Source organism: Aureimonas sp. Leaf454 (assembly GCF_001424685.1).
In the GTDB taxonomy this organism is placed as follows: Bacteria; Pseudomonadota; Alphaproteobacteria; order Rhizobiales; family Rhizobiaceae; genus Plantimonas.
In genome coordinates this window covers 11,545-23,950 of the sequence record NZ_LMQT01000007.1, presented here as the reverse complement: position 1 = coordinate 23,950, position 12,406 = coordinate 11,545, and the positions used below count along the sequence as shown (strand labels likewise).

The window sequence follows — 12,406 nt, the reverse complement described above, 5'->3', positions numbered from 1 at the left end:
TTCAAGCTGCGGGTCCTTTCGGAACGCTGTCGCCGGCGCTGAGCCGCTCGAACGCGGCGTCGCCATGTTGGGTGCCGGGCACCAGATCCTTGGCGCGCACCACGCGCCCGTCGGCTTCCACGTGGAGACCGCATTCGCGCATCGTCTCCTCCTCCCACCACCAGCGTCCGGCGCGCTCGGGCTCGCCGGGCTTCAGGGCGCGCGTGCACGGCGCGCAGCCGATGGAGAGGAAGTTCTGCGCGTGCAGCGGATTGACCGGAACGTGCTCTTCTTCCGTGAAGACGCGGATCTCCTCCCGCGTCCAGTCGAAGAGCGGGTTGGCCTTGATGAGGCCGCGGGCGGCATCGAAGCCGACGAATTCCATCGTCTCGCGGTTGGCCGACTGGTCGCGCCGGAGGCCGGTCACCCAGCCCGCGGCACCGGCGAGCGCGCGGCCGAGCGGCTCGACCTTGCGAACGCCGCAGCAGGCCTTGCGGAACTCCGGCGCATAATAGAACGCATCGATGCCCTGGTCGTTGACGAGCTCTTCGAGCGCCTCGGCCTTCGGATACATCGCCTTGATGCGCTTGCCGTATGTCTCTTCCGTCTCGCGCCAGAGCGTGTAGCTTTCCGGAAAGAGCCGGCCCGTATCGAGCGTCTTCACCTCGATCGGCAGCTTCCGCGAGAAGATCAAATGCGTGAGCATCTGGTCCTCGATCCCGAGGCTCGTGGTGAAGACCGTCTTGCCGGGCACGCGTTCGGCCAGAAGCGCCAGGCGGTCGCCGGGCGCCAGCGTGCGGAAGGCGACGTCGAGTTCGGCGGCAAGGGTCTGAAGGGCGTCGGTCATGTCGGGACCTCGCTTTGGAGGGGTGTGAAATGTGAAGAAGGGCGGTGCGAGGCACCCCCCCTTTGTCCTGCCGGACATCTCCCCCTCACGGGGAGAGATCGGCAGCTCGATCGGTCGCGACAAGCCTGATCTCCCCCCTGAGAGCGGGAGACGCCGGCAGGCGGAGGGGGGCGCCTCGCTCGACCCTGCGAAGGGAGCCCTACCCCGCCCGCGCCTTCAACCGCTTCTGCAAGATGCTCTCGCCCTCGCCGTACCCGGACTGGTACTGGCCGTGGACGATCTCCTTGGCTTCCATCCATTGCGGCAGGGGCTGGCGTGCCGCCATGGCATCGGGCAGCAGCACCTCGTCGAACCCGCAGGCGAGCGCCTCGGCGAACTGGTCCGCGATCAGCGGCCCCGCCGCGCGCAGCGTTCCCGTGAAACCCTCGCGCCGGATGCGCTTGGCGAGCGACAGGCCGCGCCCGTCCGAGAAGGATGGAAACGCGATCGAGATCAGCTCGACCTTTTCGAAATAGGAGCGAAGCGCGCAGACCGGCGTGTCGTTGGAGACGCTGAGGCCGAGCGGTGTGTTGCGCCGGTCCTCGATCGCCTGGTCGATGACCGTCAGCGGCACGAGCACGGGACCGGAGGCGAGCGACAGGTCCGCGATGTCCTCGACGGGCGTGAAGACGTCGGCCTTCTCCCCGGCATCGGTGACGAGCAGCGTCATGCGACCTCTCCCGCGGGCTGGCCGGTCTTGTCGGCGACATAGGCCTGGAAGCCGGCCTTGAAGGGTTCGAGCCCGGCGCGGCGAACGGTCTGGATGAACTCTTCGCCGTTCTGGCGCTCCTTCATGTAGACGCCGACGATCGCCTCGATCGCGCCGGGAACGTCCTCGCCGTCGATGCCGGGGCCGAGCCGCTCGCCGAGCGCCGCGTGCTCCGTGGCATCCCCGCCGACCGTGATCTGGTAGTTCTCGACGCCGGACTTCTCCAGCCCGAGAATCCCGATATGGCCGACATGGTGATGGCCGCAGGCGTTGATGCAGCCGGAGATCTTGATCTGCAGCGGCCCGATCTCGCGCTGGCGCGCCTCGTCGCCAAACGTGTTCGAGATCTCCTGCGCCACGCCGATCGAGCGCGCCGTCGCGAGCGCGCAATAGTCGAGGCCGGGGCAGGCGATGATGTCGGTGATCATTCCGGCATTGGCCGTGGCCAGCCCCGCCGCCTTCAAGGCCTCGAAGACCGCCGGCACGTCGTCCTGCCGCACATAGGGGAGGACGAGGTTCTGCGCGTGCGTCACGCGGAATTCGTCGGAGGAATAGCGCTCGACGATCTCGGCGAAGGCGCGCATCTCGTCCGACGACATGTCGCCGGGAATCCCGCCGATCGGCTTCAGCGAGACCGTCAGCGCGATGTAGCCGGGCACCTTGTGGGCGAACCCGTTCTGCTCGACGAAGCGGTCAAGCGCGGGATCGGCCTTCCGGGCCGTCGCCAGCGCCTGCGAAGCCTCCGGCAGCCTCTCGTAGGCCGGCCCCGCGAAATAGGCCGCGATCCGCTCCAGCTCGGCTTCGGGCGCGTTGATCGTCGGGCCGTTCAGCGCGGCATATTCGGCCTCGACGCGGCGGGTGAACTCTTCCGTGCCGACCTCGTGGACGAGGATCTTCACGCGCGCCTTGTACTTGTTGTCGCGCCGGCCTTCGGCATTGTAGACGCGCATGATCGCTTCGAGATAGGCGAGCAGCTCGTCCTTGGGCAGGAAGTCGCGCACGATCTTGCCGACCATCGGCGTGCGCCCCAGACCGCCGCCGACGACGACCTCGTAGCCGGTTTCCCCGGCCGGACCGCGCTTCACCTTGAGCCCGATGTCATGGACGAGGATCGCCGCCCGGTCGTGCTCGGCCCCCGTCACCGCGATCTTGAACTTGCGCGGCAGCCAGGAGAATTCCGGGTGGAGGCTCGACCATTGGCGGATCAGCTCGGCCGTCGGGCGGGGATCCTCGACCTCGTCCGCGGCGACGCCGGAAAACTGGTCGGCCGTGACATTGCGGATGCAGTTGCCCGACGTCTGGATGCAATGCATCTCGACATCGGCCAGAAGATCCAGGATCGCCGGCACGTCCTTCAGCTTCGGCCAGTTGAACTGAAGGTTCTGGCGCGTCGTGAAATGCGCATAGCCGCGGTCGTAGGTGTCGGCGATATGGGCGAGCGTGCGCAGCTGCTTGGCGTTCAACGTGCCGTAGGGCACCGCGACGCGCAGCATATAGGCGTGGAGCTGGAGATAGAGCCCGTTCTTCAGGCGCAGCGGCTTGAACTCGTCGTCGGACAAGGAGCCGTCGAGCCGACGTTCCACCTGATGGCGGAACTGGGCAACGCGGTCGCGGACGAACTGCTCGTCGAATTCATCGTAACGGTACATGGCGCAAGTGCCTTTCGAACGTCGCCGACCTCGCCAGGAACCTGGAACGGGCCGCGGGCCTGCGATGGGACCGGGCGATCAGCGCCCGTAATCGTTGTTGAACTCGGCTTCCTTGCCGTAGGCGGGATGGACCGAAGGTCCGCGCTGGCGGATCAGCTCGCGGAAATGACGGGCCGCGGCCAGACCGCTGGGCAGGATCTCGACGGGAACGAGATAGGCATCGACCACCACGTTCGCCTTGACCGCGACGGCCGCGCGCGCCTCGAGCTCGGCAGCCGCGTTCGGCTCGTCGGCGACCATGGCCTTGGCCGGATCGCGCGTCCATCCCTCCGCGCCGAGAAACACGACATCCCCTTCGAGAAGATCGTTGGCCGACAGGATGACGGGAAGCTGCGGCCCCTTGCTCTTCGGGGACGCCTTCGGTCCCGCCTTCGCCTCGTTCGCCATGCCGCTGTCCTTCCCATGCCAAGAGCGCCCCGGCGGCCGGCCGCCGAGGTTCTGTCACCCTCTCAATAGCCGGACCTCGTCGAAGTTGCGGCGTAACCTATTCCCACTTGCGGGACGTCTGGAGAAGATTTTGCCCGAAACCTGGGAAAACCGCGCCCGTCTTCGATGCGACGACGCGTTTGCGGGGATCTCCGAGATCTGCCCGGCGATCCCGCCGCCGCTCCTCGGTCTCGCCGTTCGCCACCGCGACGCGAGAGGGCCCGTCAGATCGCCTCGCCCGCCAGCAACCGTGGCTGAGGCCCGCGCACCGTGCCCGCCGCCTGTGCGATGAACATGTCCTTGACGGGCGGCAGGCGGTCGACGACCGACAAGCCGAAGGAGCGCACGCCCCGCAGCAGCGCGTTGTCGTTGGAGAAGAGGCGGTTCAGGAGATCGGTGGTGACGCCCATCTGCACCGTGTCGAAGCGCCGCCAGCGCTGATAGGTCTGGAGAACGTCGAGCGCGCCGATGTCCTGGCCGAGCCGCGCGGCTTCCACCACCGTCTCGGCGAGCGCCGCGGCATCCTTGAAGCCCAGATTGAGGCCCTGCCCGGCGATCGGATGGATGCCGTGCGCGGCATCGCCGGCCAAGGCCAGCCGCGGCTTCACGAAGTCGCGAGCGATCGTGAGCCCGAGCGGAAAGGCCCGGCGCCCGCCTTCCAGCGTCAGTTGACCGAGCTTGTGGCCGAAGCGCTGTTCGAGTTCGAGTTCGAACAGCATCTCGTCGGCCGCCATCAGCCGGTCCGCCTCGCGCTTCGGCTCGGTCCAGACGAGCGACGAGCGGTTGCCCATCAGCGGCAGGATCGCGAAGGGCCCGCCCGGCAGGAAGTGCTCCTCCGCCCGGCCCTCGTGCGGGCGCTCGTGCGCGACGGTCGCGACGATCCCCATCTGACCGTAATCCTTGTGGACCGTGCGGATGCCGGCCATGCCCCGGATTGCCGACGTCACGCCGTCGCAAGCCACGAGCAGCCGCGCCTCCAGCGCCTCGCCGCCGGCGAGCGTCACACGCATGGCGCCCGGCACCTCGTCGATGGCGGTGACCGCCGTGCCGGATCGGATGGCGATCCCGAGCGCCTCGGCCCGCTCGCGCAGCGCCCCGTTGAGGACGGTGTTGGCGACCATGTGCGCGAAGGGCTCGGACCCGCCCCGGCCTTCGACGGAGCCGCCGAAGGTGAGGAAGACCGGACGGACAGGCTCGGACGTCTTGGAGTCCGTCACGATCATCTCGTTGATCGGCTGCGCCTGCGACCGGATCGCGGACCAGACGCCGAGCCGGTCGAGCATGCGGCTCGCCGCCGCTGCGATGGCGGATGCCCGCATGTCGCGGCGCCAGGCGCCGTCGGGCGCCGCGTCGACCACGATGACCGAAAGCTCCGGCGCGGCATCCTTGATGGCGACGGCGACGGACAGGCCGACATAGCCTGCGCCTGCGATCACGATATCCTGGCGCGGCGTCCGCGCGGCGTCGGTCAAGCCCAAGTCGTTCTCCTGCCTTCGCGCAATCCGGAACGGCCGTCGGCCCCTGGTCGTTCGCCGTGCCATCCTCGTTCCGCGCTGCAGGATATAGGCCCGTGCGGGGGTCCGGGCAACGCGAAGACGCGCAAGCTCGCGGCCGAGGCCGAAATGCCGCTGCGCGATGGCGCGGCGACCGGCGCGATCCTGTCACGTTCGGCATCGCTCGGTGCCGGCCGGCCCGTTAGGTTCGGCCATGATCGCGATCCGACCATGCCCCCGCCCGACCGGCTCCCATCTGGCCGGTCCTGTGCCGATAGCCAGGGCGCGCTTCCCGTCCGGCGCCGGCTCGCTGCCGGCCGTGCTGCTGGCCCTGGCGCTTTTGGCGGGTTCACGCGGCATCGGGCGGGCCGAGGAGCCGGCCGCCGAAACATCCGCATGCCTTGCTGCCGATTGGATCGAGGCCGACGGACGCGGCGCCGTTCAACAGGCGATCGCGGAGATCGACGACGCGGCCGGGAGCGGCGACACGATGGGCTTCTGCCTTGCGAGCGACGCGCTCGTCGCCGTCTACGAGCAGACGGCGACGAGCGTTTTGGCCTGTTCGGACGAACGGGCCGCGCGCTGGAACGCCGCGGCGGAACAGACCCGGGCGAGCACGCAGGCCGTCTGCCGATGAGCCGAACCCGTCCCGGCGGCAGGACGGACCTTCTGCGGACAGGGCCAAGAGGCTCGCCCGCCCCGGCTTGACGTGGCTCTTCGACCCGGTGAAACCGGCAGGTCGCGGCGCCGTCGCCGCGGCGCAACGGAGCACAGGACCATGGAAGACAGCGTTCGCAAGCTCCTGGAGACGCTCGACCTCGAGCGGATCGAGGAAAACCTCTTTCGCGGCACGAGCCCGGACACGAGTTGGCAGCGCGTGTTCGGCGGACAGGTCGTGGCCCAGGCCCTCGTCGCGGCGCAGCGCACGGTTCCGATCGAGCGCGGGGTCCATTCGCTGCACTCCTACTTCCTGAGAGCGGGCGATCCCAAGGTGCCGATCGTCTACGAGGTCGATCGCATCCGCGACGGCGGCTCCTTCACCACGCGCCGCGTCCTCGCGGTGCAGCACGGCCAGGCGATCTTCGCCCTCTCGGCCTCGTTCCAGGTCGCGGAGGAAGGCCTCGACCACCAGGCCACCATGCCCGACGTGCCGACCCCCGACCGTCTGCCGGGCGCGGAGGAGTTGCGCGACACGATCCTCGCCAAGGCTCCGGAAGCGGTGCGCCGCTATTGGGACCGTCCGCGCCCGGTCGAGTTCCGGCCGATCGCGTTCGAGCATTACCTGACCGCCGAAAAGCTGCCGCCGCTGCAGGAGATCTGGGTGCGCGTCGTCTCCGAGATCGGCGACGATCCCGCGCTCAACGCGGCCGTGCTCGCGTATCTCTCCGACATGACGCTGCTCGACACGGCGCTTTTCGCGCACGGTCTCTCGGTCTTCGATCCCCGCATCCAGGCCGCCAGCCTCGACCATTCCATGTGGTTCCACCGCCGGCCGCGCGTCTCGGACTGGTTGCTCTATGCCCAGGACAGTCCGAGCTCCACCGGCGCGCGGGGCCTCACCCGCGGTTCGCTCTTCGATCTCGAGGGCCGCCTCGTCGCCTCGGTCGCCCAGGAGGGCCTGATCCGACCACGGCGCGCCAAAGCCTGACGAAAAAACAGGCACAAGCCGACAATTTCGGCATCTGCCGGAGTTTTGGGCGAGCAATGCGCAGGCCAGCGGCGTCGTTTTCGCCAGCAGCGGGCGGCATTGCGGCGAAAAATCGGCAGCGGCCGTCAATTGGCACGGACCTTGGATAGGGAGGGACAGTCACCGCTCCGGCATCCGGCCGGGGTGGAACCCTGGCTCGGCCGAACGGCGCTCCGCCGCCTCCCCGCCGCAGATCGATTCGAGGTGCACATGAAAATCGTGATGGCCATCATCAAGCCCTTCAAGCTGGACGAGGTTCGCGAAGCCCTGACGGCCGTCGGCATCCAGGGCCTGACCGTCACCGAGGTGAAGGGATACGGGCGGCAGAAGGGCCACACCGAGATCTATCGCGGCACCGAATACGCCGTGAGCTTCCTGCCCAAGCTGAAGGTCGAAGTCGCCGTGCCGACCGATCTCGTCGACCGGGCGGTCGAAGCGATCACCTCCGCCGCCAAGACCGGCCAGATCGGCGACGGCAAGATCTTCGTCTTCGGCATCGATTCCGCCGTGCGCATTCGCACCGGCGAAATCGACACGAACGCCCTGTAAGAAAGGACCTCTTCACGATGCGCTTCGGCAAGATTCTCACTTCGGCCGCGATCCTGGCGGGCCTCGCCGCCACGGCGGCCTTCGCCCAGGAAGCGGCCCCCGCCGCGCCTGCCGGCGTCGCCGCCGCCACGGAAGCGGTCGCGGCCGCTCCGGCCATGACGGTCGACAAGGGCGACACGACCTGGATGCTGATCTCGACGATCCTCGTCCTCTTCATGACGCTGCCCGGCCTCGGCCTCTTCTACGGCGGCCTCGTGCGCGCCAAGAACATGCTCTCGGTCCTGATGCAGACCTTCACCATCACGGCCGTCGTGATGATCATCTGGGTGACCTACGGCTACAGCCTCGCCTTCACGCCGGGCAACGCCTTCGTCGGCGGCCTGTCCAAGATGTTCCTCGCGGGCGTCGACACGACGACGCTGTCGGAAAGCTTCTCGAAGGGCGTCGCCATTCCGGAGCTGGTCTTCGTCTGCTTCCAGATGACCTTCGCCTGCATCACGCCGGCGCTCATCGTCGGCGCCTTCGCCGAACGCGTGAAGTTCTCGGCGGTCGTCCTCTTCACCATCCTCTGGGTGACCTTCGTCTACTTCCCGATCGCGCACATGGTCTGGTTCTGGGGCGGGCCGAGCGCCTATGCCGATCCGTCGGGCCTGATCTTCTCCTTCGGCGCGATCGATTTCGCCGGCGGCACGGTCGTTCACATCAATGCCGGCATCGCGGGCCTCGTCGGCGCGCTGATGATCGGCAAGCGCATCGGCTACAAGAAGGACGTCATGGCGCCCCATTCCATGACGCTCACCATGGTCGGCGCGTCCATGCTCTGGGTCGGCTGGTTCGGCTTCAACGCCGGTTCCAACCTCGAGGCGAACGGCTATGCGGCTCTCGCCATGATCAACACCTTCCTCGCCACGGCCGGCGCGGTCATCTCCTGGCTCCTCGTCGAAACCCTCGTTCGCGGCAAGGCCTCGATGCTGGGCGCGGCGTCCGGCGCGGTGGCCGGCCTCGTCGCCGTCACTCCGGCGGCGGGCTTCGTCGGCCCGATGGGCGCGATCGTGCTCGGCTTCGTCGTCTCGGCCGTCTGCTACTTCTTCGTGGACGTCGTGAAGAACAAGTTCGGCTACGACGACTCGCTCGACGTCTTCGGCATCCATGGCGTCGGCGGCATTCTCGGCGCCATCGGGACGGGCATCCTCGTCAATCCCGCCCTCGGCGGTGCCGGCATCGTCGATTATTCCACCGCCGATTTCGCCGCCTCCTATGCGGGCACGGCGACGCAGGTGATGGCGCAGCTGAAGGGCGTCGCCGTCACGGTCCTGTGGTCCGGCATCGGCTCGGCGATCCTCTTCAAGATCGTCGATCTCATCGTCGGCCTGCGTCCGACCGTGGAAGCCGAGCGCGAAGGCCTCGACATCACCTATCACGGCGAAGCGGCCTACCACTCCTGAGTCCAAGGCAGCGGCGCCCCCGCGCGCCGCAGCCGACCGGCCCCGGAACGGGCGACCCGAAACCGGCCAAGCCGGGATCGACACGACACGAACGAGGAAAGGGGACGGCGAGCGATCGCCGTCCCCTTTCCTCGTTCGAAGGGGCGGGTCCGGCGTGCCGTCGGGCGGCAGGCCCCTCGCTCCATGAAGGATCTCTTAGGGTTAAACGACCTTTAACCGACCGTCTCTATGGTCCGCCCCAGGCGTCGTCCCAGGCGGGCGGGACGAGAGAAGACAGGGCAGGCATCCCATGGCATCGACGACGATCGGAACTGAGGGCGGCAGGCGGAGCGATCCGCGCGGCGAAGGACGCGCCAAGGCGCCAGCGGCGGTGGCGCAGGCCGAGCCGGGCAGCTTCGTGGGACGGCAGGTCCAGATCGCGATCGCCGTCGCGCTGATCGGCTTTTCCGCCTGGCTCGCGCTCGCCTTCTCCACCTGGACCGTCACCGATCCTTCCCTCAGCCAGTCCAACGGCAATCCCGTCGAGAATTTCGCCGGAGCCGCCGGGGCCGTCGTCGCCGATCTCGCGCTGCAGATCTTCGGCCTCGGCGCCGTTCTCGTCGTCGCCCTTCCCGCCATCTGGGGCGTCTTGCTCGCCACCGGCCGCGAGGTCGACCGCGTCGGCCGCCGCGCCTGGTTCGCGCTCGCCGGCATCGTGCTCGCCTCCGGCGCCATCGGCTGCATCGGCGCGCCCGCGGGCTGGCCGCTCCCGATCGGCCTGGGCGGCGTCGCCGGCGATCTCGTCCTGAAATTCCCCGCGCTGGCCACCGGCAGCTTTCCCGACGGCATCACCGCGCTCGTTCTCGGCGCGACGATCGCCCTTCCCGCCGGCTGGCTCTTCCTGTCGGGCGCCGCCCTCGTCGACCGTGGCTCCGTTCCGATGCTCTCGAAGGACCGCGCCGGCGCGGCCCGCCTCTCCGGCTCGACCCGGCCGTCGATCGTGGAGGACGAAGAGGACGAGGAACCGGGCGAGGGCCGCTTCGCCCTTCTCTTCGGCGCCGTCCAGCACGGCCTCTATTCGGCGCGCGCCGCGGTCGATCGCCGCCGCTCCGCCCGGGCGACGGCGCGCCACGAACCGGCCGAATTCGGCGATCGCTTCGACACCTGGAGCGACGAGGCGGAGGTCGAGGACGCCCCGCCCGCCCCGCGCGAGACGCAGCGCCAGATCCGTGTGACGGCCCCCTACCAGCCGCAGGGCTTCGTCGATCCCCTGGCCGAGGACGAGGACGAGATCGACGTCGGCCGTCCGCGCCGCGACCGACCGGACACGTTCCGCTTCGACGCCACCGCCCGCCGCGCCGCGCCCGTCGTGGACGAAGAGGATGAGGACGGGTTCGACGACGGGCGGGCGCACGGGCACGACGCCGTCGTCGAGGCGGACGACCGCGACGAGCCGTCCGACGACGAGCGCGCCGACTCCGTCGAGCCGCCTTATGCCGAGGACGACCGGATCGAGCCGGCCGAACCGCTCGATCCGGCCCGCGCACCCATCGAGGAAGCGGCCGGCGGCTGGCGCGGCCTCGCCGCCAACATCGTCGCGTTTCCCGGCAAGAAGCGCGCCAAGGCCGAGGCTGCGGATGCCGTTCGTCCCGGCCCTCGCGCAGAACCCCGCGCCGCGCCGCGCAACCCGGAGGCCCGCTCGGCCCCGGCCCGCCCCGCCGCCGGCGAGGCCGCCCGCGGCGCCGAGGCTCGCGTCGTGCCGGCCGCAGCGTCCCCGGCGCCCGCGCGCAGCGCAGCGCGCGGACAGGCCGCCGCCACGGCCCCGCTTCGCCACCTCGCGCCCCTTCCCTTCGAACTGCCCCCGGTCGAGCTCCTGTCGCTGCCCAAGGCCCGTTCGAAGGATCAGACCCTCTCGCCCGAGATTCTCCAGGAGAACGCGCGGCTTCTGGAAGGCGTGCTCGACGATTTCGGCGTGAAGGGCGAGATCATTGAGGTCCGCCCGGGCCCGGTCGTCACGCTCTACGAACTGGAGCCCGCCCCCGGCATCAAGTCCTCGCGCGTCATCGGCCTTGCCGACGACATCGCCCGCTCGATGTCGGCCATCGCCGCCCGCGTCGCCGTGATCCCCGGCAAGAACGCCATCGGCATCGAACTGCCGAACCAGCGCCGCGAGACCGTCTACTTCCGCGAGATGATCGCCTCCGACACGTTCCAGCAGAACAAGAGCAAGCTCGCGCTCGCTCTCGGCAAGACGATCGGCGGCGAACCCGTCATCGCCGATCTCGCCAAGATGCCGCATCTTCTCGTCGCCGGCACGACCGGCTCGGGCAAGTCGGTCTCGATCAACACGATGATCCTCTCGCTCCTCTTCCGCATGACGCCGGCGGAATGCCGGATGATCATGATCGACCCGAAGATGCTGGAACTTTCGATCTACGACGGCATCCCGCATCTCCTCTCCCCCGTCGTCACCGATCCGAAGAAGGCGGTCGTCGCCCTGAAATGGACGGTCCGCGAAATGGAGGACCGCTATCGCAAGATGTCGAAGGTGGGCGTTCGCAACATCGACGGCTTCAACGCCCGCGTCGCCAGCGCCATCGAGAAGGGCGAGTCGATCTCGCGCACGGTCCAGACCGGCTTCGACCGCGAGACCGGCGAGCCGATCTTCGAATGCGAGGAGTTCGACCTCGCGCCGCTTCCCTACATCGTCGTCATCATCGACGAGATGGCCGACCTCATGATGGTGGCCGGCAAGGAAATCGAAGGCACGGTCCAGCGCCTCGCGCAGATGGCCCGCGCGGCCGGCATCCACGTCGTCATGGCGACGCAGCGCCCCTCGGTCGACGTCATCACCGGCACGATCAAGGCGAACTTCCCGACCCGCATCTCCTTCCAGGTGACCTCGAAGATCGACAGCCGCACCATTCTCCAGGAACAGGGCGCCGAGCAGCTCCTGGGCATGGGCGACATGCTCTTCATGGCCGGCGGCGGGCGCATCCAGCGCGTCCACGGCCCCTTCGTCGACGATGCCGAGGTCGAGGAGATCGTGAAGCATCTGAAGGCCCAAGGCACGCCCGACTATCTCGACGCGATCCTCGAGGAAGAGGACGAGGAGGGCGCGGCGCCCGCCTCCGGGGGCAAGGGCGGCGGCGGCGGCGACGATGTCTCCGGGCTGGAGGAATCGGCCGATCTCTACGACCAGGCGGTCGCGGTCGTCCTTCGCGACGGCAAGGCCTCCACCTCCTATGTCCAGCGTCGCCTGCAGATCGGCTACAACCGGGCGGCCTCGATCATCGAGCGCATGGAGAAGGAGGGCATCGTCGGCCCGGCCAACCATGCCGGCAAGCGCGAGATCCTCGTGCCGATGGAGGAGGAGCGTGCCTGACCGGCGCTCGCCGGTCCCGCGTCCTTCGAGGGGCGGCGCCCCATTGCGGCCAAACCGGATCGTCACGATGTGACCGATGCAGCGGCCCTCACGCCCGGCCGCGGCAAACGACCGAAGCGTCCGCCCGTTCCGGGGCGACGCGCCCTGTCGCAAGGCCCG

10 protein-coding genes are annotated in these 12,406 nt (G+C 68.9%); 5 read left to right on the top strand and 5 right to left on the bottom strand.

The genetic code is table 11. From position 1 onward, the window contains the following. Nucleotide 1: 1 nt before the first annotated feature. From ASG43_RS07675 to ASG43_RS07655, 5 genes are all read right to left on the bottom strand, one after another. Nucleotides 2-826, bottom strand: a complete 825-nt coding sequence (locus tag ASG43_RS07675) for a phosphoadenylyl-sulfate reductase (protein ID WP_056502681.1) — start codon at nucleotides 824-826, stop codon at nucleotides 2-4. Nucleotides 827-1,025: 199 nt separating this feature from the next. Continuing rightward, on the bottom strand, nucleotides 1,026-1,535 hold the full coding sequence (locus ASG43_RS07670) for a DUF934 domain-containing protein (protein WP_056502677.1): 510 nt from the start codon (nucleotides 1,533-1,535) through the stop codon (nucleotides 1,026-1,028). Then, on the bottom strand, nucleotides 1,532-3,223 hold the full coding sequence (locus ASG43_RS07665; RefSeq protein ID WP_056502673.1) for a nitrite/sulfite reductase: 1,692 nt from the start codon (nucleotides 3,221-3,223) through the stop codon (nucleotides 1,532-1,534). Before ASG43_RS07665 ends, ASG43_RS07670 begins: the two co-directional genes overlap by 4 nt. A gap of 78 nt (nucleotides 3,224-3,301) precedes the next feature. Then, on the bottom strand, nucleotides 3,302-3,670 hold the full coding sequence (locus ASG43_RS07660) for a DUF2849 domain-containing protein (protein WP_056502671.1): 369 nt from the start codon (nucleotides 3,668-3,670) through the stop codon (nucleotides 3,302-3,304). Between the two features lie 263 nt (nucleotides 3,671-3,933). Continuing rightward, a complete protein-coding gene (locus ASG43_RS07655; protein ID WP_244488018.1) occupies nucleotides 3,934-5,187 on the bottom strand; it encodes a ubiquinone biosynthesis hydroxylase in 1,254 nt (417 codons plus the stop codon). A 229-nt stretch (nucleotides 5,188-5,416) separates the two neighbouring features. Between ASG43_RS07655 and ASG43_RS07650 the strand changes: the two genes are divergently transcribed. From ASG43_RS07650 to ASG43_RS07630, 5 genes are all read left to right on the top strand, one after another. Then, nucleotides 5,417-5,839: a hypothetical protein gene (locus tag ASG43_RS07650; protein ID WP_156386572.1), complete on the top strand. Its 423-nt coding sequence runs from the start codon at nucleotides 5,417-5,419 to the stop codon at nucleotides 5,837-5,839. A gap of 141 nt (nucleotides 5,840-5,980) precedes the next feature. Continuing rightward, the gene (gene tesB, locus ASG43_RS07645; protein WP_056502663.1) at nucleotides 5,981-6,850 is read left to right on the top strand and encodes an acyl-CoA thioesterase II; all 870 of its coding nucleotides are present in this window, start codon (nucleotides 5,981-5,983) and stop codon (nucleotides 6,848-6,850) included. Between the two features lie 249 nt (nucleotides 6,851-7,099). Beyond that, nucleotides 7,100-7,438 (top strand): P-II family nitrogen regulator, encoded by a 339-nt coding sequence (locus ASG43_RS07640; RefSeq protein WP_056502781.1) that lies wholly within the window; start codon nucleotides 7,100-7,102, stop codon nucleotides 7,436-7,438. Nucleotides 7,439-7,455: 17 nt separating this feature from the next. Beyond that, the gene (locus ASG43_RS07635) at nucleotides 7,456-8,883 is read left to right on the top strand and encodes an ammonium transporter (RefSeq protein ID WP_056502660.1); all 1,428 of its coding nucleotides are present in this window, start codon (nucleotides 7,456-7,458) and stop codon (nucleotides 8,881-8,883) included. A gap of 289 nt (nucleotides 8,884-9,172) precedes the next feature. Further along, nucleotides 9,173-12,247 (top strand): DNA translocase FtsK, encoded by a 3,075-nt coding sequence (locus ASG43_RS07630; protein WP_056502657.1) that lies wholly within the window; start codon nucleotides 9,173-9,175, stop codon nucleotides 12,245-12,247. Nucleotides 12,248-12,406 lie beyond the last annotated feature (159 nt).